This window comes from Mycobacterium sp. 852013-50091_SCH5140682 (assembly GCF_001665685.1).
Lineage (GTDB): Bacteria > Actinomycetota > Actinomycetes > Mycobacteriales > Mycobacteriaceae > Mycobacterium.
The window spans coordinates 1-24,384 of the sequence record NZ_LZTB01000017.1 but is presented as its reverse complement, the minus strand read 5'-3'; the positions used below and the strand labels follow the sequence as shown (position 1 = coordinate 24,384).

The following is a 24,384-nucleotide window of genomic DNA, read 5'->3' as shown; positions in this document are numbered from 1 at the left end:
GAAATGACGGCACGACCGGACGACCGGCACCGCGGACCCAGCCTTGCCAGCCGGGCTCGTTGGTTGCTGCGGGCCACGCCGGCCGACCATGTGCTGGCCTGGACCGTGGCCTCGGCCTCGTTGCCGGTCGTCGGCAAGCACCTGGAGCCACTCGGGGCGATGGCCGCGATGGGTGTCTGGGGCTTCCGGCATATGCCCGATTTCTTCGCCTCGTCGGCGAAATCCCGCCTGACCCCGGGAAATGCCCAGGTGCGCAAGGCAGAGCGCGACATGACCAACTCGATCGCCCAGGCGGCGCTGCGCGGTGTGGTCACCCCTGCCGACCTCGACATCGACTGGCCGGCCCAGCGGCCCATGCCGCCGCTGTGCAACACGCTGGAATACCGCCGCGACGTGTACCGGACCTCGGTGCGCTACGGCGACAGCCCGACGCAGCTGCTCGACGTGTGGCGGCCCAAGCACCTGCCCAGCGAACCCGCGCCGGTTCTGCTGTTCGTACCCGGCGGAGCCTGGGTGCACGGGAGTCGGATGTTGCAGGGCTACGCCCTGATGTCGCACCTCGCGCAGCGCGGCTGGGTGTGCCTGTCCATCGACTACCGGGTGGCGCCGCATCACCGCTGGCCGCGGCACATCACCGACGTCAAGGCGGCGATCGCGTGGGCCAGGGCCAACGTCGACAAGTTCGGCGGTGACCGCAGCTTCGTCGCCGTCGCGGGCTGCTCGGCCGGTGGGCACCTGGCCGCGCTGGCCGGGCTCACGCCTAACCATCCTGATCTGCAGGGAGCGCTGCCCGACGGCTCGGACACTTCGGTGGACGCCGTCGTCGGCATCTACGGCCGCTACGACTGGGAAGACCGGTCCACCGAGGAGCGGGTGCGGTTCGTCAACTTCCTCGAACGGGTCGTCGTCGGCCGTCGCATCGACCGGCACCCGGAGATCTACCGGTTGGCATCGCCCATCGCGCAGATCCACCGTGACGCCCCGCCGTTCCTGGTTGTCCACGGCACCGGCGACAGCGTCATCCCGGTCGCGCAGGCCCGCACCTTCGTCGACCGGCTCAAGGCCGTATCGCAGTCACCTGTCAGCTATATCGAATTGCCCGGTGCGGGGCATGCGTTCGATATGACCGACGGTGCCCGCACCGGATCCATCGCGACCGCAATCGGGCTGTTCCTCAACCAAATTCACCGAAATCGGATGCTTGAACGGGCCAAAGCGGTTATATAGACGCCTCCACAGGGGAGGTCAACAGTGAAGCGGTTGAGTGGGTGGGATGCGTTCCTGCTGTACTCCGAAACGCCCAACGTGCACATGCACACGTTGAAGATCGCGGTCATCGCGTTGGACGATCTCGGCGACCGCACGTTCGGGGTCGAAGAGTTCCGCCAAGTGATCCACAGCCGGCTCTACAAGCTCGACCCGTTCCGCTATCAGCTGGTCGACATCCCGTTCAAGTTCCACCACCCCATGTGGCGGGAGAACTGCGACGTCGACCTCGAGTACCACATCCGGCCATGGCGGCTGCCCGCCCCCGGCGGCCGTCGCGAGCTCGATGCCGCCATCGGCGAGATCGCCAGCACCCCGCTGGACCGCAGCCGCCCGCTGTGGGAGATGTACTTCGTCGAAGGCCTGGCCGACGGAGGCGGTGCCGACAGCGCGGGTCCGCGGATCGCCGTCGTCGGCAAGGTGCACCACGCCCTGGCCGACGGCGTCGCCTCGGCGAATCTCATGGCCCGCGGCATGGATCTTCAGGAAGGGCCGCAACGGGACCGGGATTCCTACGCCACCGATCCGGCCCCGTCCAAGGGCGAGCTGGTGCGTTCGGCTTTCCGCGACCACTTGCGGCAGATCGGGCGGCTGCCGGCGACGGTGCGCTACACCGCCGAGGGCATCGGCCGGGTGCGACGCAGCCACCGCAAGCTGTCCCCGGAGCTGACCCGCCCGTTCACCCCGCCACCGAGCTTCATCAACCACGTGCTCGGCCCGAAGCGGTTGTTCGCCACGGCGACACTGGCGCTCGCTGACGTCAAGGAAACCAGCAAGGCGCTCGGCGTGACCATCAACGATCTGGTGCTGTCCATATCCTCGGGTGCGCTGCGGACGCTGTTGTTGCGGTACGACGGCAAGGCCGATCATCCGTTGCTGGCCTCGGTCCCGATGAGTTTCGACTTCTCCCCGGACCGGATCTCGGGCAATCGGTTCAGTGGTGTGCTGGTTGCGCTGCCGGTCGATGTCGACGACACCGCCGAGCGCATCCGCCGCGCACGCGAAGCGGCCAATCTGGCAAAGGAGAGCCATCAACTGGTGGGCCCCGAGTTGGTCGCACGGTGGGCCGCGTACATGCCGCCCGCGCCGGTGGAGGCCGCGTTCAAACGGTTGTCCGCGAAGGACGGCCAGAACAAGGTGCTCAACCTCAACATCTCCAACGTTCCGGGCCCGCGCGAACGCGGCAAGGTCGGCGGTGCCACCGTCACCGAGATCTACTCGGTGGGGCCTATCACGGCGGGCAGCGGCCTGAACATCACCGTGTGGAGCTATGTCGACCAGCTCAACATTTCGGTGCTCACCGATGACGCCACCGTCAAGGATCCGCACGAGGTCACCGACGCGATGCTCGCGGAGTTCGGCAGCATCCGGCGGGCGGCAGGATTGCCGGAGACGCTGACGGTGGTCGAATCGGCGATGCCCCAATAGCGGGGGCGGGGCTGGTGTGCGGGGTTAATCTGGCCTGAGATGGGCTGATTCCGGATCGAGGATTGCAGCGATGGCCGAGGGTGATCCGCTGGCGACGCGGCAGAGCTATGTCGGCGATCTCCCTGCCGAACTCGCCGACGAGGGTTTCGGCGAGGCGCAGGAGATCGGCCGTGGCGGCTTCGGCATCGTCTACCGCTGCGCGCAGCCGACGCTGGACCGCACCGTCGCGGTCAAGGTGCTGAACTCCGATCTGGACGACGAGAACATCGACCGGTTCCTGCGGGAACAACGTGCCATGGGTCGGCTGTCCGGGCATCCGAACATCGCCACCATTATGCAGGTCGGCGTCACCGCCGGCGGCAGGCCGTACCTGGTGATGCCGTTCTACGCGAAAGGCTCGCTGGAGGCGCTCATCTCCAAGCATGGGCCGCTGGACTGGGTGGAGATGCTCAGTGTGGGGGTGAAGATCGCCGGCGCACTCGAGGCCGCGCACGGCGCAGGCATCCTGCACCGCGACGTCAAACCCGGGAACATCCTGCTGTCCGACTACGGTGAGCCGCAGTTGACGGACTTCGGGATCGCCCGGGTCTCCGGTGGATTCCAGACGTCGTCGGGTCTCATCACCGGATCACCTGCTTTCACCGCGCCCGAGGTTCTCGAAGGGGGCGCTCCTTCCGTCGCCTCCGATGTGTATTCGCTTGGCGCAACGCTGTTCTGCGCACTCACCGGACATGCAGCGTTCGAACGCAAACAGGGCGAGAAGGTGGTGGCCCAGTTCCTGAGGATCACCTCGCAGCCGATCCCGGACCTGCGAGAGCGGGGTATGCCCGGTGATGTGGCGGCCGCCATCGAGCAGGCGATGTCGCGCGATCCCGCGCAGCGCCCTGCCGGCGCCGCTGAACTCGGCGACCTCCTGCGCGACGTGCAGCAACACAACAAGCTCGGCGTCGACGCGATGGCCAAGCCCGTCGAACTCGGGGTCGAACGGCAGGCACCACCCCCGCCGTCGGCCGAGCGGCGCCGCACCGTCACCCCGCCGCCCACACCGGCCACCAAGTACCGCCCCGCGACCCCGGTCAAGGGCCTGGTCAACCGGGAGCGGCTCACCCGCCTGCTGCGCGACGGCGGTCGGCGGCGCCTCGTATTCATCCATGCCCCATTGGGTTACGGCAAGAGCACGCTGGCGGCCCAGTGGCGCGACGAACTCGCCGGTGCCGGTGTCGCGGTCGGTTGGTTGACCATCGACGAGGACGACAACAACGTGGTGTGGTTCTTGGCGCACCTGGTCGAGGCCATCCGCCGGGTCCGGCCCAGCCTGGCCGAGTCGCTGGGGGCGACGCTGGAGGAGCACGGCGAGGACGCCGATCGCTACGTGCTGACCGCCCTGATCGACGAAATCCATGCCAGCGGTGAGCGAATGGCCGTGGTGATCGACGATTGGCATCGGGTGTCCGACCCGCGCACCGTCGCGGCCCTCGGATTCCTCATCGACAACGGATGCCATCATCTGCAGCTCATCGTGACCAGTTGGTCGGGTTCGGGACTTCCCTTGAGCAAGCTCAGGATTCACGACGAGCTCGTCGAAATCAACGAGAGCAACATGCGTTTCGACGTCGAAGAATCTCGGGCGCTATTGCTCGAGGTGGGGAAGCTCGACCTCTCACCCACCGACGTGGCGGCGTTGACCACCTCGACCGACGGATGGGCTGCCGCGCTGCAGCTGGCCACCCTGTCGTTGCGGGGAGCCGAGGACGCCGCGAGCCTGCTCGCCCGCATCGCGGAGCACGACGTGGTCGTCGGTGAGGCGATCGGTGAGTTTCTCGCCGAAAACGTCTTGGACACATTGGAACCCGACCTGCTCGATTTCCTCATGCTGACCTCGATCACCGAACGCACGTGCGGTGCGCTGGCAGGCGTGCTAGCGGGGGTGTCCGGCGGTCAGGCTCGGCTCGAGGAGGTGGAGCGGCGTGGTCTGTTCCTGCGCCGGGCCTGCGAAGACCGCGCCTGGTTCCGGTACCACCACATGTTCGCCGAATTTCTGCGGCGCCGGCTGGCGCGCGAACGGCCCGACGTCATCACCGATCTGCACCGGACGGCAGCGGCCTGGTTCGCCGCCAACCACGACCTCAATGATGCGGTGGATCATGCTCTGGCCGCCGGGGATCCGGCCTATGCGATCGAGTTGGTCGAGCAGGATGAGACCTATCTGCTCGAGCAGTCGAAGATGACGACGTTTCTGGCGATCGTCAGGAAGCTCCCGGCGCAGGCGGTCGTGGCGCGGGCTCCGCTGCAACTCGTCATCGCGTGGGCGAACATCCTGCTGCAGCGCCGGGCGGAAACCTACACCGCCCTCAACCGATTCGAGACGGCGCTGAAGAACAGCGGGCTGCCAGAATCGGTTCAGACGGACCTTCGCGTCGACTCTGACGTGGTGCGAAGTGTCGCAGAGGCTTTCGGGGACCACACCGACCGCATCGAAGAGTTGGTCGCCGAGGTGCTGGCCCGGCCGGACACTCTGCCGCCCCGGGTCGCCGGTGTGGCGGGGAATATCGCCACCTTCGCGGCCATCTACCGCTTCGACTATGAGGCCGCGCGGCAGCGCTCGGCCTTCGCCGCGCGGTATCACGACCTGATGGGTGCGTTCGCCCCCGTGTACCGGCTGTGCTTCGATGCCATCGCCGCCAAGCATCAACTGGACATCCCCGGGGCGATGGATGCGCTACGGCAGGCCCACGGGATGGGCACGGCGCTGGGACCGCACTCTCACGCGGTGCGGGTAGCGGGTGCGCTGCTCGGTGAATTGCTCTATGACACAGGAGAGTTGGCCGAGGCGTCGCGCATCATCGAGGAGAGCTACGCACTCGGTTCCGAAGGCGGCGCGGTGGATTACATGATCGCGCTGTACGGAACGGCGGCCCGGCTCAAAGCGGCCGACGGCGACCTCGATGCCGCGGGTAGCCGACTGGCCGACGGTATGCGGGCCGCCGAACGGCTCGACCTGCCCCGGCTCGCCGCGGTGATGACCAATCTGCGGATCCGGCTCGGCCTGCCGATCCCCGCGGCGGTGGCGGAGCGCTTGCGAGCGGCGGGCGCGGTGGCAGCTGGTGCTGATGGAATCGCCACCATCACTGCCGAACTCGACGAGGACTCCGGTGTGCGGTTGCTGGCCGCGAGCGATTCGGCGGACGAGCGGGCCGAGGCGTTGCGGCGGGCCGAGCAGCTGGGCGCCGGAATCGATGGCGCACAACGCTCGTGGGCCGCTCTGCAGGCAGGGTTGCTCGTCGCGGAAACCCTCGTGGCTCTCGGACGGCGAGCCGATGGCCTCGGTCACCCTGCGGTCACCCGATGCGCCGAAGTCGGCCTGACTCGGCTGCTGGAGGACGCCGGACTGACGTGATTCGCCGAATGGCCAGTTGCGCACGCTTTTTCGGCAAAGCCGTGCAACAACTGGCCACTCGGCGCTCAAAGCAACACGAGATCGCGGGCGGTGCGGGCCAGATGCGCGATGGTGCGCCAGTCTTGGCGTGCCACGACATCGGCCGGCGTCAGCCAGCTTCCACCCACGCACCCCACGTTCGGGCTCGCCAGGTAGTCACCCATGTTGGCCGGCGTGATGCCACCGGTGGGGCAGAACCGGGCCGCGGGAACCGGTGACTGGACGGCGCGCAGATACGCCGCGCCGCCTGCCGGTTCGGCGGGGAAGAACTTGAGTTCGGTGTAGCCGTGTTCGAGGAGCTGGAGCACCTCCGACACCGTGGAGACCCCCGGCAGATGCGGTAATCCACTGTCCTGCATGGCTCCCAACAGTGCGGGGGTGCTGCCCGGCGACACCAGGAACTGCGCTCCGTTGGCCAGAGCCTGCGCAGGCTGCTGCGTGTCGATGATGGTGCCCGCACCCACGAGGATCTCGGGTACCTCGTTGGCGATGCGTTTGATGGCCTCAAGGGCGGCCGGGGTACGGAGGGTCAGCTCGATCACCGGCAGTCCGCCGTTGACGAGGGCCTTGGCGATCGGCACCGCGTCGGCGGCGTCGTGCACCACCACGACGGGGATGACGGGGACGAGATCGAGCAGGGATTCGATGGTCATACGGCACTCCTGAAGATCGTGGCGCCCTCGTCGGCTGGCCCGACGCCGGCACGCATGCTGGCAAAAAGTTCCCGGCCGGTGCCGATCCATTCATCGGCGGTCGGGGCCTGCCCGGTGTGCGGGCGGGAGTCGAATTCCTCGGCGGTGACGTCGACCGACAACGTGCCGGTGGTAGCGTCGATGGTGATGACGTCGCCGTCGCGCAACCTGGCCAGGGGACCGCCTGCGGCGGCTTCGGGGGTCAGGTGGATCGCGGCGGGCACCTTGCCCGACGCGCCGGACATCCGGCCGTCGGTCACCAGGGCCACGCGGTAGCCGCGGTCCTGCAGCACACCCATGGCCGGAGTCAGTTTGTGCAGCTCGGGCATACCGAGGCCCTGCGGGCCCTGGTAGCGCACCACCCCCACGAAGTCGCGGTCGAGGGCGCCGGACTTGAACGCATCCAGGAATTCCTCCTGGCTGTCGAACACCACAGCCGGAGCGGTCACGGTGCGGTGCGCGGCGTCGACGGCCGACGTCTTGATGACGCTCGTTCCGAGGTTGCCGGTCAACGTCTTCAGGCCGCCGTCAGGAGCGAACGGCGCGTCGACGCTCCGCAGGACTGACGTGTCGAGGCTGTCGGGCACGCCGTCGACCCACTGCAGCGAGCCGTCGAGCAGTCGCGGTTCGCGGGTATAGCGGCGCAATCCGGGTCCGACGACGGTGCGTACGTCGTCGTGCATGAGCCCGGCGTCGAGCAGAGACCTGATCAGGAACGCCATGCCGCCCGCGGCCTGGAAGTGATTGACGTCGGCTTTGCCGTTCGGATAGATCCGCGCCAACAGCGGCACCACGGCCGACAGCTCGGCAATGTCGTTCCAGGTCAAGATGATTCCGGCGGCGCGGGCAATGGCGACCAGATGCATGGTGTGATTGGTGGAGCCACCTGTCGCCAGTAGTGCGACGGCCCCGTTGACCACGGCGCGTTCGTCGGCCACTTCGCCGACCGGGGTGTACTCGTCGCCCAATGCGGTGATCTCGCCTGCCCGCGCACCCGCCGCGGCGGTCAGCGCATCGCGCAGCGGGGTGTCGGGGCTGACGAGGCTGGAGCCTGGTAGATGCAGACCCATGGCCTCCATCAGCAGCTGGTTGGAGTTCGCGGTGCCATAGAAAGTGCAGGTGCCGCGGCCGTGATAGGAGGCCGCCTCGGCGTCGAGCAGCGCCTCCCGGTCGACCTTTCCTTCGGCATAAAGCTGTCGGATTCTTGCCTTTTCGCCGTTGGGCAGGCCAGACTCCATCGGGCCCGCCGGCACGAAGATCGCGGGCAGATGGCCGAAGCTCAGCGCGCCGATCAGCATGCCCGGCACGATCTTGTCGCACACGCCGAGCATCAGTGCGGCGTCGAACATGTCGTGGGACAGGGCGATTGCCGTCGACATGGCGATGACGTCGCGCGAGAACAGCGACAGCTGCATCCCGGCTCGGCCCTGGGTGATGCCGTCGCACATCGCCGGAACGCCGCCGGCCATCTGCGCGATGGCACCCGAATTCAGCGCCGCCGCCTTGAGTTGGGCGGGGTAGTCTTCGAACGGCTTGTGTGCCGAGAGCATGTCGTTGTACGACGACACGATCGCGATGTTGGGCTTGACGATATGGCGGAGCGCCTTCTTGTCGGGTGGCCCGGCAGCGGCGAAGCCGTGGGCGAGGTTGGCACATGCCAGTCGACCGCGGGCCGGACCGCGGCTGGTCTCGGCGGCGACGCGCTCAAGGTAGGCGGTGCGGGTCGTGGCGCTGCGCTCGGTGATCCGCTGGGTCACGGCGGCGACGACGGAATTGAGCGTGGTCATCATGCGGCTCCTTCGTGCCAGCGACGGCCGTCGCGCTCGATCAGGGTGGCTGCGTCTACAGGTCCATCGGTGCCCGCGGGGTAGATCCGTGGCACGCGGCCGGAGTCCTGCCAGTGGTGCAGGATCGGTTCGGCCCAGGCCCACGCTGCCTCGACCTCGTCGCGGCGCATGAACAGCGTCGGGTCGCCCCGCACGACGTCCATGAGCAGGCGTTCATAGGCATCAGGGGACCGGTCCTGGAACGCCTCGGTGTAGTTGAGCGCTAGTGACACCGGTCGCAGCCGCCCGCCAGAGCCCGGTTCTTTCGCGGTCATCTCCAGGCGGATCTCTTCGTCGGGTTGCAGCGAGATGATCAACCGGTTCGGCTCTGACGCGCCTTCGATGCCCGGAAACATCGGTAGCGGAACGGGTTTGAACTGCACGACGATCTCCGACGAGCGTTGCGACATGCGTTTCCCGGTGCGCAGGTAGAACGGCACCCCGGCCCAGCGCCAGTTCCTGATCTCTGCCTTGATCGCAACGAAGGTCTCGGTGAGGCTTTCCGGGTTCTCGGCGTCGTCACGGTAGCTGCCGACGACTTCGCCGTCGACCAGACCGGGACCGTACTGGCCGGTGACGGTATCGCGTTTGATGTCGTCGGCCGACATCGGCGCCAGCGCTTGGAGCACCTTGCGCTTCTCGTCACGCACCGATTCGCGGTTGACGTGTGTAGGTGGTTCCATCGCCACCAGGCACAGCACCTGCAGCAGGTGGTTCTGCAGCATGTCGCGCAGTGCTCCGGAGCGGTCGTAGTAGTCGCCGCGGGTTCCCACGCCAATCGATTCGGCAGCGGTGATCTGGACGTGGTCGATGCGGCTGGAATTCCACAACGGCTCCAACAACGTATTCGCGAAGCGCGTGACCAGGAGGTTCTGCACACTCTCCTTGCCGAGATAGTGGTCGATCCGGAAGATCTGGTGCTCGGCGAAGACTGCTCCGACAGCGTCGTTGATCTCCCGCGCCGAAGCGAGGTCACGTCCGATGGGCTTCTCCAGCACCACTCGCGCGCTCTCGGTGACCACGCCATGCGTGTCCAGCGCGGCGCAGATCGGCCCGAACAGCGCAGGCGCGCAGGCCAGGTAGAAGACCCGGATATCGACGCTCGACAACGCCAGCACGGCGGCGACGGCGGTGTAGTCGGAGGGCTGGGTCAGGTCGATGCTGACGAAGCGCAGCCGGGCCAGGAAACGTTCGATGGTGTCGGTTTCCAGCAGGCCGGAGGGGACGAATCTGGCCAGTTCGGCCTGGATCTTGTCGCGGTAGCCGGGCTCATCGAGGCCGGCCTTGGCGACGCCGATGATTCGGGTGCCTTCGGTCAACTGGCCGTCGCGGTCACGTAGGTATAGGGCGGGCAGCAGCTTGCGGACCGCCAGGTCGCCGGTGCCGCCGAAGATCACGAAATCGCAGGGGTCAACGGGTCGCGGTGTACGGATCACTGATCCTCCTTGATGGAGCTTGATCGGTTCAGTAGGGAAACTACCGCCCCCTTAGGGCTTTAGCAAGCGAACTTATGTATTTGAAATACCTAAATAGGCTTGCTTACGTTTGCTCTGGAGCTGGACGTCTTGCTTCAATGGAGGCCATGGCACTTCCTGCGGTAGCTCCGACGCCGGGAGAAGTGTTTGCGGTGATCCGGGACCACCGGACCGTCACCCGCGCCGAGATCGGGCGGATCACCGGCCTGTCGCGCACCGCCGTGACCGCCAGGGTGGTTGCCCTCGAATCACTGGGACTGGTGACCGAGCAGGACCAGGCGGCGTCGACCGGCGGGCGCCCGGCCGCGCAGCTGATGTTCAATGTCGACGCCGGTGTGGTGTTCGCGGCGGCCATCGGCCGCAGTCGCACCCAGCTCGCACTGTGCAACCTCGCGGGTGACATCTTGGCCTCCAGCGAGATCGACCAGGAGCCGGGTATCGGCCCCGGTGAATTGATGCCCGATCTCGTCAAGCGTCTCGACGCCCTACTCGACGACTCCGGCCGTCGCGGCGCCCGCATCTTCGGTGTGGGATTGAGTCTTCCCGGTACCGTCGATCAGCAATCCGGTGCCAGCCTCGATTCTCCCAACATGGGTGGTTGGGACGGCGTGCCGCTGACTCCGTACTTCCGGGGCCTCACCGACGCGCCGGTGCTCATGGACAACGACGCCAATGTCATCGCCCTGGCCGAAAGGCGCGGTGGCCTTGGAGAATTCGACGACATGCTGGTGGTCAAGGCCTCGACCGGGCTGGGGGCCGGCCTCATCATGGGCGGGCGGCTGCAGCGCGGCGCGGTTCAGGCTGCCGGCGAGTTCGGCCACAGCAAGACCCCGGCCGCCGCGGGAGTCCCGTGCCGCTGCGGCGACACCGGCTGTCTGGAGGCAATCGCCGGTGGCTGGGCGCTGGTTCGCGATCTGCAGCGCGGCGGCCACCCCGTCGGGCATCTGCGTGACGTCGTCATGCTGGCGCACAGCGGAGATGCCGAGGCCCGCCGCATGATCCGGGAAAGCGGACGTCACATCGGCGAAGTGCTCGCGGCCGCGGTCAATCTGCTCAACCCTGCCGCGTTGGTCGTCGCAGGCGACATGGTCGGCGCCTACGACGTGTTCGTCGCGGGCATGCGAGAGACCTTGTACGGCAACGCTACTGCGCTGGCCACCCGCACACTGCAGATCATGCCGGCCATCCACCGGGAACGTTCAAGCATGGTGGGCTGTGCGATCACCGCGCTCGACCACGTGCTGAGTCCCGGCGCTGTCGACGCCGCGCTCGGGAGCGCGCTTCCCTGACTTGCAGCCGTGGATGTCAGAGCGACGGCGGTTCGAAACCCAACTCGGCCAACCGGTCGCGGTAGCGGGCAATGGTGCCCAGCTTGACCGATTCGTAGCCACGCACCAGATCGGCTGCGGCCGCCGCGGCGACGGCGGTGTCATAGCCCTCGACAGTCAGCGTCGCGGCCGCGCCGAGCACCATGTCCCGGTAGTGCGTCAACAGCGCACGTTCGGTGCGACGCAGCGACGCATGGCCGAACGGGTCGAAGACGGTGCCCCGCAGTCGCTTTCCCTTGGCCAGTAGCCGCAGGGTCAGGTGGCTGCGCGGCCCGAACCCGATCTTCGAACGACGGCCCATGGCCCGCAGCGCCGGCGGATGCAGCCGGTAGGTGAGGTCGGTGGCACCCGGGAACTGCGCTTGCACAGACGCTGCGAAAGCAGGATCGGTGAGCAGCCGGGCCACTTCGTACTCGTCCTTGTAGGCGGTCAGTTTGAACAGTCCTTCGATGACCGCCGTGCTGAATTCCGTCCGGTCGCCCAGTCGGCGTTCCGCGGCCCACACCGCCTCGATCACGTCGAGGTACTCGGCGGCCACTGCCCGGCTCTGGTAGGCGACGAGTTCGGCAGCGCGACGTTCGACCAAGGGCCGCACCGGTTCTGCCACAGTGATGCGGCCGGCCATCGCGGCGGGCAGCGCCGGGACGGTGCGGCTCTCGGCGGCAGCGGGAGTCGTCGCCTCGGCGAACGCCTCGGGGGCGCACACCGCGGCCCGGCCCCAGCGGAAGGCAGCCACGTTGGTGGCGACCGCCACACCGTTGAGCTCGATGGCGCGTTCCACGACGGCCGCCGGGATGGGCAGCGCGCCGAGTTGCACGGCGGCGCCCACCAGCAGGAAGTTCGCGGCGGCGGTCGACCCGAACAAGGCCTCAGCGGCCGCCAGCGCGTCGAAGCTGAGCAGGTCCCGCGTCGACACACTGAGCCGGTCCAGCAGGGCATGGTCGTCGGGGTGAGTCACCTGCGGGTCGGCCACCATGGCGCCGGTCGCCGTGCGACTGGTCGAGGCCACCGCGACCGTGCGGGAGCTGTGCGCGTACCGCAGGTTTCGCGCATCGGCGGCGGTCAGCAGGTCGAAGGCAAGCAGGCAGTCGGCCGTCGCCGGGCTGACGCGGTTCGACGAGGTGATCGGGCTTGTGCTCAGTCGCAGGTGCGACGTGACCGGGCCGGCCTTCTGGCTCAGGCCGGTCTGGTCGAGCCCCTGCACGTGCAGCCCGGCCTGCAGGGCCGCGACCCCGAGCACCTGGTTGACGGTCACGATGCCCGTCCCGCCGATGCCCGCCAGGAAGATGTTGCAGGTCGACGCAGGTCGGGTCACCGGCGGCTGGGTCAGGTCGGGCAGGGCCGGCGTCGTACGCGCCGAGCGTTCCTGGTGTTCGGGCAGTTCGACGGTGACGAACGACGGGCAGTCCCCGTCAAGGCAGCTGTAGTCGGTGTTGCAGCTGGTCTGGTCGATGCGGGTCTTGCGGCCGAATTCGGTGTCCACGGGCTGCACCGACAGGCAGTTGCTCTTCACGCCGCAGTCTCCGCAGCCCTCGCACACGGCCTCGTTGATCACCACCCGCGTGCGGCGCACCGGTTGCAGACCTCGCTTGCGCTTGCGCCGCGCCTCGGCCGCGCACTGCTGGTCGTAGATCAGGACGGTCACGCCCTCGGTGTCGCGCAGGATCCGTTGCGCCTCGTCGAGCCGATCCCGGCGCCACAGCAGGGTTCCCGACGCGAGGCTGCTCGCCGGGTAACGCGTGGGGTCCTCGGCGCACACGATGATCCGCCGGACGCCTTCGGTGGTGAGCTTGTGGGTGAGCGCGGGCACCCCGAGCGCGGCCTCGGCGTCTTGTGCGCCGGTCATCGCGACAGCCGAGTTGTAGAGGATCTTGTAGGTGATGTTGACCCCGGCGGCCACACAGGCTTGCACCGCCAACTGTCCGGAGTGGAAATACGTTCCGTCGCCGATGTTCTGGAAGATGTGTTTGACGCCGGAATACCGCGCCTGGCCGATCCACTGGGTGCCCTCGCCGCCCATCTGGGTCAGCCCGGTGACCGCCGATTCGGGACGCGCCGACATGGTCACCAGGGTGTGGCATCCGATGCCGCCTGCCGCCAGCGAACCGTCGGGCACAACGGTGGACCGATTGTGCGGGCAGCCCGAGCAGAAGTACGGCGTGCGCGCTGTGCTCAACGGGGTGAGCTCGAGGCGGGGCGGGGGCAGCGGCGCGACAGGCACCCGTGGGTTGAGCACCCGATGCAGGGGGCGCAGCAGCCGTGCCGCGGTGAGTTCGCCGTCGGCGGGGATCAGTGGTTGCCCGGCGGCATCCTGCTTACCGATGACCTGCGGGCGCTGTGCGGAACCGTAAAGTGCCTGCATCACTTGGGTTTCCATGAACGTCGTCTTGTCTTCGACAATCAGCACGGTGTCGACGTCGCGCGCCAGCTGTCGGATCCGCTCGGCCCCCAGCGGGTACGGCATGCCCACGCGCAGCACCCGGATGCCGCGGTGGTGCAGATCCTCGTCGGTCAGCCCGAGTTCGTCGAGCGTCTGCCGCACGGCGTCGTAGGCGGTTCCGACCGCGACGATGCCCAGCCACGCGTCCGCCGGGTCGACCTCGATGCGGTCGATGTCGTTGGCGTCATTGAAAGCCTGCACCATCGTCCAGCGCGGCCCGTACAGATCGGCTTCGGCCAGCACGCTGTCCGGTGGCGCCGCCATGACCCGCTGCCGGTAGGTCCACGCTCTGCCCTGCCACTGAAGTTCCGGCACGGTGATCGCCAAGTCCGCGTAGTTGCGCTGCACGGTCCAAAGGCCGTCTGCCACATCGGCATTGATTTTGAGGGCGACGGGGCAACCCGAGGCGCGTGACAGCGCGACGCCGTACAGCCCGAAGCCGATGATCTCCTCGGCGTTGCGGGGGAACAGCACCGGGATGTTCATCGCGGCCAGTGCGCGTTCGCTGGAGGCGGGCACCGTGGACGATTTCGCGGCAGGATCGTCACCGACCATCAACAGCACACCACCCGACGGGTTTACGCCGTAGACGGTCAGGTGCCGCAACGCGTCGGTCGCGCGGTCCAACCCCGGCCCCTTGCCGTACCAGACGCCGACGACACCATCATGTGTGCGGGTGTCCTGCGGCAGCTCCAACTGACTGCCCCACACCGACGTCGCCGCCAGTTCCTCGTTCATCCCCGGCACCAGCGTCACATCGTGGCGTTGCGACAGCCCGTCGATACCGGCCAGCAACTTGTCCAACCCGGCCAACGGGCTGCCCGGATATCCCGATACGAACGTCGCCACCTTGTGGCCTGCGCGCCGGTCCCGCTCGTGTTGTTCGACGAACTGCCGTGCCACCGCCTGAACGCCGGTGAGCAACACCGGGCCGGAGTCCACCCGGTAGCGGCTGGCCAAATCCACCGAAACTCTTGGGGCGTCATCGAGTTGGGTCACCAGATAACGATCACTGAGCTCATCACCATGGTCAACAGAAGCGCTCGCAACTGAGCAGGATAGTCAATCTGTGGCAGCGGTCACATCGCCAGCTGAGCGGATTGCTCAGTGCAGGACGGCGCCGGGATTGAGGATTCCGTGGGGGTCGAGCGCGTCTTTGATGCGGCGGGTCAGGGTCATCACGTCGTCGCCGAGCTGGACAGGCAGCCAATCGCGCTTGAGGCGTCCGACCCCGTGCTCACCGGTGATGGTGCCGCCGAGTGCGATCGCGAGCTCCATGATGCGAGCGAAGGCGCGGTGTGCGCGGTCGGTGGCGTCCGCGTCGGTCGGATCGAACACGATCACCGGGTGGGTGTTGCCGTCCCCGGCGTGGGCGACCATGCAGATCAACACATCGCACTCGGCGGCGATGTCCTCGACTCCGGTCACCATGGCGGGCAACTGCGGTATCGGCACGCCGACGTCCTCCAGGAGCAGGCTGCCCATTTTCTCGACTGCTGGGAACATCGCCCGCCGCGCCGCGGTGAACGCCGCGCCCTCGGCCGGATCGTCGGTAGCGAAAACCTCTGTCGCACCGCACTTCTCGCATTCAGCGAGGATGGTGGCCACCTCGTCGGCGGATGCCCCTGGCGCGTCGGACTGCACCAGCAGCATGGCCCGCGCCGACCGGTCGAGCCCCATCTTCAGGTGATCCTCGACGGCGTTGATGCTCGCGTGGTCCATGAATTCCAGCATCGCCGGCCGGAGCACTCCGGTGATGGCCACGACGGCGTTGGCGGCGTCATGCACCGAGCCGAACAGGGCCACCACGGTCGACGCAGGCGACTGGGCGGGGATGAGCCGCAGCGTGAGTTCGGTGATGACGCCAAGGATGCCTTCGGAGCCGACGAACAGCTTCGTCAACGACAGGCCCGCAACATCTTTGAGACGCGGTCCGCCGAGGCGCACAGCAGTGCCGTCAGCCAGCACCACCTGCATGCCCAGCACGTAATCGCCGGTCACGCCGTACTTCACGCAGCACAACCCGCCGGCGTTGGTGGCCGCGTTGCCGCCGATCGATGAGATGTCGACCGAGGCCGGATCCGGCGGGTACCACAATCCGTGTTCGGCGGCAGCCCGTTTGACCTCGGTGTTGGTCAGGCCGGGCTGCACCACTGCGGTCCGGGTGGCTACGTCGATCCGGATGTCGCGCATGCGTTCGGTGCTGAGCACTATCGCGCCGTCCACGGCGTCCGCACCGCCCGACAACCCGGACCCGGCACCGCGCGGCACCACCGGGACCCGGTGTGCCGAGGCCCAGCGCAGCACCTCCTGCACGTCTTCGGTACAGGTGGCGCGCACCACTGCCAGCGGCGTGCCCGCGGTCAGGGCCGCCGCGGAATCCCGCCGGTAGCGTTCGATGACGTCGGGATCGCTCAGCACGGCACCGGCGGGCAGGACGGCGGACAGCGACTCGATGGTCGTCATGACGGCTCCTCGTCGCGCGGTGCCGGCGTCGACCGGCCCCACCCGCGGGTCTTGGTCAGCTTCTGCAGCAGCGGCTGGGTGCGGTAGCGCAGCGGGGTGGTCAAGGTGAGTGTGGTGCTGGAATGCACCACGCCCGGAATCCCGACGATGTGCTCGATGAGCTCTTGCAACCCGGCCTGAGTTTCCGTCGCGACCCGGGCCAGCAGATCCTCCCGGCCCGTCGTCACGTGGATTTCCAGCACTTCCGGTATGTCGGTGAGCAGTTCGGCGATGCGCAACAGACGGCCCTGCTGCACCTCCAGCGCGATGAAGGCCTGTACCGCCACGCCCGCGGCCGCCAAGTCGATATCCGGCCGGAAACCCCGCAGCAGCCCGCTTTCCTCCAGCCGGCGCAGCCGCGATTGGACGGTGTTGCGAGCGACACCGAGATTCGACGCCAATTCAGCCACGCCCATCCGCGCGTTGCGTCCGAGCAGGTCGATCAGGTCCGAGTCGAGTTGGTCCAGGCTGATCACAGTTCCGCTCACAGTGCCGGGCTCAGGGCAGGCATCGTCCAGTGCGAAGACACCCACCAACTGTAGGGGCCGGGTCCGCTCGCGGGAAGGAACTCCGGTGCGCGCCCGCTAGCCGTGCCCCGACGCGGATGTCGTGCCCGAGCCGACGCGTGTCGACTCGCGTTCGGCCAGCACCCAGTTGAGGAACTTCTCGACCGCGTCGGCGGTGTAATGCCCGTGCGGTGAGCCGAAGATGTCGAATGCGTGCTGAGCGTGTGGGATCTCGGCGTAGACCACCGGAGCTGTCGCCACTTCCCGTAGGGCTTCGACGAATTCGCGGCCCTCCTCGACCGGGATCAGCGAATCGTTGGTGCCGTGCAGCACGAAGAACGGGGGCGCGTCCGGGTGCACCAGCGTGATGGGCGACGCGTCGTGGTACAGCTGCTCGTTACCGGCGAACGGGAGCTTGACGATGACCCGCTGCAGGGCGTCGACGAACTGGCCGCGGCCGTTGCCGGTCCTGCTGAACCAGTCGTAGCGGCCGTAGATCGGCACCGCCGCGACCACCGAGGTGTCGGCATCCTCGAATCCCGGCTGCCATTTCGGATAGTTGGGGGTCAGAGCCGCCAGCGCCGCCAAGTGCCCTCCGGCCGATCCGCCGGTGATGCACACGGATTCCGGGTCGCCGCCGTAGTCGGCGATGTTGGCCTTCACCCACGCGAGCGCCTGCTTGACGTCGATGATGTGGTCGGGCCACGGGTACTTGGGGCTGACCCGGTAGCCGATCGACACGCAGATCCAGCCCTGTTCGGCGAGTTGCCCCATCAACGGATAACCCTGCGGCCGCCGGTCGCCGATCATCCAGGCTCCGCCGGGCACCTGCAGCAGCACCGGCGCTTTACCGTCGCGCGGCAGGTCGGCGCGCCGCCAGATGTCGGCCAGGTTGGCTCTGTGCGGACCGTATTTCACGGTCTGCTGGACATACCGGCGGCGGATGCGCGAGGTCGCCCACACCCCGGCGGGCCGCCCGGCCCGGGCCACCTCGCGGTAATCCGCACCGAGCGCGTCGCGCAGCGGCGTCTCGAACGACGGCTGGGACCGCACACCGCGCCGGTGTACCAGCACCAGAAGTGCCCACGATATGACCTTGAGCAGCAGGGAGATTCGCCCCGATGCCGTGCGATAGTCGCCGCGGGCGGCGTGCCGCAGTGCACCGAGCGCCGAAGCGGTCACCACCAGCGGTGCGTTCTCCGAGGTCGGCCAGCCGAACGCGAACGCCAGCAGAGTGCCGTTGCCTCTGCGGACCAGCGGTCGCACCGCGTTGGCGGCGTTGGCCAGTTCCGCGGCCGCGCCGATGACTTGGCGCCTACCCATTGGCGCGCTCCTGCAGTTCGCGCCGGGCAATCTTGCCGGTGTTGTTGCGGGGCAGCTCATCGAGCACGGTAATCTCCCGTGGCACTTTGTAGTTCGCGAGGTTTTCGCGCACGTGGGCTTTCAGCTCGTCGGGTGCGACCGGATTGGCCAGCACGACAAAGGCCGCCAGGCGCTGGCCGAACTGCTCGTCGTCGACACCGATCACGGCAGCCTCGGCGACATCGGGATGGCCCGCGAGCACCTTCTCCACTTCGATCGGGTAGACGTTCTCGCCGCCGGACACGATCATCTCGTCGTCGCGGCCCACCACGAACAGCCGGCCGGCCGCGTCGAGGTATCCCACGTCACCCGAGCACATGTAGCCGTCGTGGAAATCCTTGGTGCTACCGGACGTATAGCCATCGAACTGCGTCGAATTGCGGACGTAGATGGTTCCCACCTCACCGGTAGGAAGCTCGTTGAAGTCGGCGTCGAGAATCCGGATGTCGGTGCCTTCAGCGGGTTTACCGGCAGTGTCCGGTGCGGCACGCAGATCGGCCGGGGTGGCGGTGGCGATCATGCCGGCCTCGGTGGCGTTGTAGTTGTTGTAGATGATGTCGCCGAACCGGTCCATGAACTTGGTGACGACGTCGGGGCGCATCCGCGAACCGGAGGCCGCGGCGAACCGCAGCGAGCGCCCGTCGTAGCGGCGCAACACGTTGTCGGGCAGGTCCATGATCCGGTCGAACATCACTGGGACGACGCACAATCCGGTGGCGCGGTGCCGGTCGATGAGCTCGAGCGTGGCCTCGGGGTCGAACTTGCGCCGGGTGACGATGGTGCAGGCCATCGATGCCGCGAAGGCCAACTGCGAGAAACCCCAGGCGTGGAACATCGGAGCCACGATCACCACCGGTTCCTCGGCGTGCCACGGCGTGCGGTCCAGGATCGACTTGAGCACTTCGGGACCACCGCCGGAATGCTTGGCGCCCTTGGGAGTTCCCGTGGTACCCGATGTCAGCAGGATGACTCGACTCTTACCGGAGGCTCGCTGCGGCTGCTTGCCCTCGAACTCGTCGACGAACCTGGCGACGGTCGCCTCGTGTGCGTGGGTGTCGGTCCAGGCCACGATGCGCGCGGCGGTCGGCCGGTCGGCCAGGGCACGGTCCACCGTCGCGGTGAACTCCTCGTCGAAGATGATGGCGTCCACGGCTTCTCGTGTCACCACCTCCGCCAGGGCCGGTCCCGCGAACGACGTGTTGAGCAGCAGCACGTCGGCGCCGATACGGTTGGCGGCGATCAGCGACAGCACGAAACCGCGGTGATTGCGGGCCATGATGCCCACCACCCGTGGTGCGCCGGCGGGCATGGCCTGCAGCGCGGCGGCCAGCGCATCGGCACGCTGGTCGAGCTGTCGCCACGTCAGCGTGCCCAGTTCGTCGACGAGGCCCGCCCGGTCCGGGCAACGTTGTGCCGAACTCGCGAAACCCGATGTGACACTCATGTTTTCGCGCGCCATCATGGCCGCGATCCGCAGGTACTTGTCGGGGCGCAGTGGGGTCAGCAGTCCCGATCGGCGCATGGTGTTGGCCAGACCGGCGGCACCGGTGAGCTGCCCGGCAGCGTTGTTGAGCTGGCCCGCCAGGCGATCGAGTGGTCCCACCCCAGCTCAGCCGATCACCGGGAACCGACGCTCGTCGGCGAGCTTGTCGAGCGCACGTTGCATGACCCGCCGGATGTGGGCGTCGACCTCGTCGATGTCGGGGTCGTCACCGAACTCCGCGGCGATGTCCACCGGTGGGAGGGCCTGCATGACGATCTTGCTCGGCAGCGGCACGTTGAGCGGCAGCACCGCGGACAGTCCGAACGGGAATCCGAAGGACACCGGCACGATCTTGGTGCGCGCCAACCGGGCGATGGGTCCGAGCGCCTTGGCGATCTGGGTGCCACGGGACAGGAAGATCTGGGTCTCCTGGCCGCCGATACCGACCATGGGCACGATCGGCACTCCGGCGTTGATGGCCGCCCTGACGTAGCCGCGCCGACCCGCGAAATCGATCTTGTTCGCCGCCAGGGTGGGCCGGTAGACGTCGTAGTCGCCGCCGGGGAACACCACCACGACGCCGCCGGAACGCAGCGCCTCGTCGGCGTTCTCGTGGTTGGCCCGGATGAAGCCGGTCTTCTTGAAGAACGCCGCCGTCGGCCCCGTCATGAGCATGTCGTGGCTGAGCGTGTACACCGGCCGCTCATAACCGAACTTCTCGTAGAAGCCCGTCGCGAAGACCGGCACGTCCAAGGCGAACAGGCCACCCGAGTGGTTCGACACGACGAGCGCGCCGCCCTTGGGGAAGTTCTCCAGACCGCGTACCTCGGAGCGGTGATAGCCCTTGATGAGCGGACGCAGGAAGCCCATGACCTTCTCGGTCAGGCCCGGATCCCACTTGGTGATTTCGGATGGGTCGATGTCGGTCGCGGCCACCGGGGTCCCCCTGGGGTAAATTGGAACGTGTTCTAATTTCCATGATAGCCAGGTAGTGGAGTGAAAACCGATTCACTTCTGAGCTGCAGGCTCGCCCGGGTCGGCCTTTACCGAAAAACTGCAGGTCACCGATGCCTGTCAGCTGGTCAAGGTGGCGATCTCGGCGGTGAGATTGCGGCGGGCCTGCGCCTCCCAGCGGTTCCGGCCGGGTGTCGTGTGGAAGATCGACCCGCTGAGCAGGTCGCTGAGAACCCGCGCCCGGGCCGGTTTGAACACGTCGTCGGGCACCGTGTCGTACTCCTCGCGCACCGCGGCCGCGTAACGCTCATAACGCGCGGCGTTCGCGCCGAGTACCGACAGATCGGCGTCGCTGAGCACCGCCGCATTGACGTCGCCGTCGGCGACCTTGTGGGTCTTGGTGGCCAACACCAGCCGGGCCACCTCGTCGCGCACCGGGCACGACGACAACAGTTCACGGGCCAGTTCGGCAGAGCGGTCCTCGTTGTCGTCGCGACCGATCTCGTAGATCGCATCGTGGAACCACGCAGCCAGCTCGACGGCCTCCCGATCGAAACTCAGCCCTTCCTCGGCGAGCGACTGGACCGCGTCGAGGAGTTCGTGCAGATGGGTGACGTTGTGGTGCTTGCGATGGGACTCCGACCAGCGGGCCAGCAGATCTTCCCGCAGGTCCTCGGTGAGATGCGCGGACATGATGTCAGTCTGCTCCGGTTTGACCTGAACCGCTGTTGAGGACGCATCATTGGCGATCGTGGGCACATCGGCATTCGACCTCGACGGATACTTCGGCAGGATCGGCTACGGAGGACCCGCGCGTCCCGACCTGGACACGCTGCGCGACATCGTCGCCGCGCACAACCGGTCCATCCCGTTCGAAAACCTCGACCCGCTCCTCGGCGTGCCCGTGGTGGACCTGAGTGTCGAGGCCTTGGTCGACAAGCTGGTGACCCGGCGCCGCGGCGGTTACTGCTACGAACACAACGGCCTGCTCGGCTATGTGCTCGATGAGTTGGGTTTCGGAGTCGACCGGTTGGCGGGCCGGGTGGTGTGGATGCGTGCGCCAGATGCGCCCCGCGCACGCGAGGAGCAGATCAGCCCGCTGCCTGCTGAAACCCACAACGTGCTTGCGGTGACGGTGCCGGGGTTGGACGAGCGCTACCTGGTCGACGTGGGGTTCGGGGGCCAGACCCTGTCGTCGCCGATCCGGCTGGTGGCAGGCCCGGTGCAACAGACGCGGCACGAGCCCTACCGGCTGCTCGATCACGACGCCGGACTGGTTCTGCAAACCCAGATCCACGACGAGTGGAAGTCGCTGTACACGTTCACCACCGCGCCGCGACCGCGCATCGACCTCGAGGTCGGAAGCTGGTATGTCTCAACGCATCCGGGCGGCATCTTCGTGGTTGGGCTGACCGTGGCGCTGGTCACCGACGACGCGAGATACAACCTGCGGGGCCGCAACCTGGCCATCCACCGCGGCGGAGCCACCGAGCGGATCCGGTTCGACACCGCCGCCCAGGTGCTCGACGAGTTGACCGGGCGATTCGGCATCGATCTCGGCGACGCCGACCGGTCGGTGCTCGCCGCGCGGGTCCACGACGTGCTCGACAGCTGACACAGCAGGAATCGTCATGTCGCCGCCGCCGGAAGGCGACCATACTCGGACAGCGTGAGCGCGCCACCGAATGGACGAGACCGACTGCGGGAGTTGCTCGATGCCGTCGTCGACGCCGACAACACCGCCGTCGGTGAAATGGCCCGCAGCAGCTACGTGTCGGAGTTCCACTTCTCCCGGGAGGTGCGCCGGCTCACCGGTGAGCCACCGGCCGCGATGCGCCGCCGCGTCATGCTCGAACGCGCGGCGTGGCGGCTGCAGCGTGGGCAAGGGGTGGCCGATGTGGCGGCCGCGGAGGGCTGGTCATCAGCGGAGGTGTTCTCACGGGCCTTCCGGCGGGCTTTCGGCGTACCGCCGTCCCGCGCAGGCGATGTCGCGTTCCGGCTCGCCGCACCCAACGGCGTGCACTTTCACCCGCCGCAGTCGCTGTGGTGCGACAGCGACGGCGACACCCGGCCGGACATATCGCAATTCATGCTCGTGCACGACGTCGCCGATACCGCATACCTGATCGGACTCGCTGCCGACCTCAGTGAAAGCCAATGGGTCCAGGAGGTTTCGCCCGGACAGGTGGTGCTGGAGTGGGACGGACCCGAGCCGAGCGTGGCGGCGGTCCTCGGGGCCACGGTGTGGACCAAGGAGGTTTGGCTGGCCACCATCGAGGGCCGGGACTTCCCGTCGCGCAGGCTTCCGGCGACCCCGGAGGAACTGGCCGAACGCCATGACGTCATCGGGAAGCGCTGGACCACATTGATTTCCGAGTATTCTGCGGCCGGTCGACTGGGCGACACCGTGATCGACGCGCTGTGTGATCCACCGGAATCCTTTCAGCTGTACGGCATTGTCGCGCATGTGCTGACGTACTCGGCGCAGCGTCGGGGCATTACCCGCGCGATGCTGGCCCACCACGGCGTGAACGCTGACAACGGTGACCCATTGGCATGGATGAGGAGTGAGTGAGCATGAAAACCATCTACTACACCGGCTCAAGCCTGGATGGCTACCTCGTAGACGCAGAGGGCAGCCTGGACTGGCTGATCTCTCGGACCATCGACGCCGATGGCCCGTTCGGCTACGAAGCTTTCATCAAAACCGTTGGGGCACTGGTAATGGGAGCCGACACCTACGAGTGGATCGTGAAGAACAACGGCGACTGGTCGTACGAACAACCGGCGTGGGTGCTCACTCACCGCCCGGACATCGTCACCGCGGTGGGTGCCGGACATCCGGTACAGGCTTTCGACGGCGAGGTCACCGAGTTGCACCCGAAACTGGTGGCGGCCGCAGCAGGCAAGGACGTGTGGGTGATCGGGGGAGGCGTGGTCGCGGCGCAGTTCGTCACCGCCGGACTGGTGGACGAGTTGGTGGTCAGCTACGCGCCGTGCACGCTGGGCGCGGGTTCGCCCGTGCTGCCGATCCGCTCGGAGTGGGTGCTGGAATCCTCGGCGATCAACGGCGATTTCGTGTGCGCCAGGTGGACGAAGGCCTGACTGGCGGTCAGGATCTGAAATAGCCTGACGGGCACCGTCTCTGGCGTCTTGCCGCACGACGGTGCCCGTCTGGTTTCGTGGTGACGCGGGCCCGCCCAGCTCGGAATCCGCGTGCCCGGCCTCGTGTGCGAAGGTCCGGGTGATCGCCGCAGCGCAAAACCACGTTTGGCAGTCGTCATCCCGCCGTGTTCATGCCGGCGGCCGCATGGCGCGGGATCCTCCCGCGGAGCTACGCGCGGGCGCGAGCACCGCCGCTGTGGCCCGCGCTCGGCTCATGGGATCGGTGATCCTGCCCAGCAAAAACGGGGCGTCGGCGTTCCAAAAAAAATCTCTCTTGAACGGTTGACATGAACGGTCGTCCATGTCAGATTCATTGCACACACGAACGTGACTGGCATCACACCAGAGGAGTTAGGAGCAGAATTCCGGTCAGCCCTCCGGGGGACCAGAACGTCGGATTGCAGACGATTCCGGCGCTCTCTGACATCTGACCAAGGTGCAAATTCCGTGTCTGGAAATGGTGCACCGAAGATCGGAAGTTCGGCTGAGTAGTCGAGCTGTTTGCACACCACATGAAT

At 67.3% G+C, this 24,384-nt stretch carries 17 protein-coding genes; 7 read left to right on the top strand and 10 right to left on the bottom strand.

Features of this window, described 5'->3' with window-relative positions:
• The first annotated feature begins 3 nt into the window (after positions 1-3).
• The 3 genes from A5784_RS06535 (at position 4) to A5784_RS06525 (ending at position 6,091) form a co-directional block, all read left to right on the top strand.
• Positions 4-1,227: an alpha/beta hydrolase gene (locus A5784_RS06535; protein WP_064943491.1), complete on the top strand. Its 1,224-nt coding sequence runs from the start codon at positions 4-6 to the stop codon at positions 1,225-1,227.
• Between the two features lie 24 nt (positions 1,228-1,251).
• Complete coding sequence (locus tag A5784_RS06530; RefSeq protein WP_064943489.1) at positions 1,252-2,694, top strand: WS/DGAT/MGAT family O-acyltransferase; 1,443 nt, start codon at positions 1,252-1,254, stop codon at positions 2,692-2,694.
• 70 nt (positions 2,695-2,764) lie between these two features.
• Positions 2,765-6,091 carry a serine/threonine-protein kinase gene (locus A5784_RS06525; RefSeq protein WP_064943488.1) on the top strand — a complete coding sequence of 1,109 codons (3,327 nt, stop codon included), beginning with the start codon at positions 2,765-2,767 and terminating at the stop codon, positions 6,089-6,091.
• Positions 6,092-6,156: 65 nt separating this feature from the next.
• On the opposite strand, the gene eda is transcribed toward A5784_RS06525, so the two are convergent.
• Genes eda through zwf form a run of 3 tightly spaced genes read right to left on the bottom strand, consistent with a single transcriptional unit; the run spans position 6,157 to position 10,081 of the window.
• Positions 6,157-6,783, bottom strand: a complete 627-nt coding sequence (eda, locus tag A5784_RS06520) for a bifunctional 4-hydroxy-2-oxoglutarate aldolase/2-dehydro-3-deoxy-phosphogluconate aldolase (protein ID WP_064943486.1) — start codon at positions 6,781-6,783, stop codon at positions 6,157-6,159.
• The gene (gene edd / locus A5784_RS06515) at positions 6,780-8,609 is read right to left on the bottom strand and encodes a phosphogluconate dehydratase (protein ID WP_064943484.1); all 1,830 of its coding nucleotides are present in this window, start codon (positions 8,607-8,609) and stop codon (positions 6,780-6,782) included. Before edd ends, eda begins: the two co-directional genes overlap by 4 nt.
• Positions 8,609-10,081, bottom strand: a complete 1,473-nt coding sequence (gene zwf, locus A5784_RS06510) for a glucose-6-phosphate dehydrogenase (protein ID WP_502687497.1) — start codon at positions 10,079-10,081, stop codon at positions 8,609-8,611. Before zwf ends, edd begins: the two co-directional genes overlap by 1 nt.
• Before the next feature lie 140 nt (positions 10,082-10,221).
• Between zwf and A5784_RS06505 the strand changes: the two genes are divergently transcribed.
• A complete protein-coding gene (locus A5784_RS06505) occupies positions 10,222-11,412 on the top strand; it encodes an ROK family protein (protein ID WP_156750414.1) in 1,191 nt (396 codons plus the stop codon).
• 16 nt (positions 11,413-11,428) lie between these two features.
• On the opposite strand, the gene A5784_RS06500 is transcribed toward A5784_RS06505, so the two are convergent.
• From A5784_RS06500 to A5784_RS06470, 7 genes are all read right to left on the bottom strand, one after another.
• The gene (locus tag A5784_RS06500) at positions 11,429-14,890 is read right to left on the bottom strand and encodes an indolepyruvate ferredoxin oxidoreductase family protein (RefSeq protein WP_064943480.1); all 3,462 of its coding nucleotides are present in this window, start codon (positions 14,888-14,890) and stop codon (positions 11,429-11,431) included.
• Between the two features lie 105 nt (positions 14,891-14,995).
• Complete coding sequence (locus A5784_RS06495) at positions 14,996-16,357, bottom strand: FAD-binding oxidoreductase (RefSeq protein WP_064943586.1); 1,362 nt, start codon at positions 16,355-16,357, stop codon at positions 14,996-14,998.
• A complete protein-coding gene (locus A5784_RS06490; RefSeq protein ID WP_064943584.1) occupies positions 16,354-16,872 on the bottom strand; it encodes an Lrp/AsnC family transcriptional regulator in 519 nt (172 codons plus the stop codon). Before A5784_RS06490 ends, A5784_RS06495 begins: the two co-directional genes overlap by 4 nt.
• 108 nt (positions 16,873-16,980) lie before the next feature.
• Complete coding sequence (locus A5784_RS06485; RefSeq protein WP_064943478.1) at positions 16,981-18,225, bottom strand: alpha/beta hydrolase; 1,245 nt, start codon at positions 18,223-18,225, stop codon at positions 16,981-16,983.
• The gene (gene fadD12 / locus A5784_RS06480; protein WP_064943582.1) at positions 18,218-19,786 is read right to left on the bottom strand and encodes an acyl-CoA ligase FadD12; all 1,569 of its coding nucleotides are present in this window, start codon (positions 19,784-19,786) and stop codon (positions 18,218-18,220) included. Before fadD12 ends, A5784_RS06485 begins: the two co-directional genes overlap by 8 nt.
• A gap of 87 nt (positions 19,787-19,873) precedes the next feature.
• Positions 19,874-20,683: a 1-acyl-sn-glycerol-3-phosphate acyltransferase gene (locus A5784_RS06475; RefSeq protein ID WP_064943474.1), complete on the bottom strand. Its 810-nt coding sequence runs from the start codon at positions 20,681-20,683 to the stop codon at positions 19,874-19,876.
• A gap of 138 nt (positions 20,684-20,821) precedes the next feature.
• Positions 20,822-21,394 carry an HD domain-containing protein gene (locus A5784_RS06470; RefSeq protein WP_064943472.1) on the bottom strand — a complete coding sequence of 191 codons (573 nt, stop codon included), beginning with the start codon at positions 21,392-21,394 and terminating at the stop codon, positions 20,822-20,824.
• 58 nt (positions 21,395-21,452) lie between these two features.
• On the opposite strand from A5784_RS06470, the gene A5784_RS06465 reads away from it, so the two are divergent.
• Genes A5784_RS06465 through A5784_RS06455 form a run of 3 tightly spaced genes read left to right on the top strand, consistent with a single transcriptional unit; the run spans position 21,453 to position 23,806 of the window.
• A complete protein-coding gene (locus A5784_RS06465) occupies positions 21,453-22,316 on the top strand; it encodes an arylamine N-acetyltransferase family protein (RefSeq protein WP_064943580.1) in 864 nt (287 codons plus the stop codon).
• A gap of 54 nt (positions 22,317-22,370) precedes the next feature.
• The gene (locus tag A5784_RS06460) at positions 22,371-23,276 is read left to right on the top strand and encodes a helix-turn-helix domain-containing protein (protein WP_064943470.1); all 906 of its coding nucleotides are present in this window, start codon (positions 22,371-22,373) and stop codon (positions 23,274-23,276) included.
• Positions 23,277-23,278: 2 nt separating this feature from the next.
• On the top strand, positions 23,279-23,806 hold the full coding sequence (locus A5784_RS06455; protein WP_064943468.1) for a dihydrofolate reductase family protein: 528 nt from the start codon (positions 23,279-23,281) through the stop codon (positions 23,804-23,806).
• Positions 23,807-24,384 lie beyond the last annotated feature (578 nt).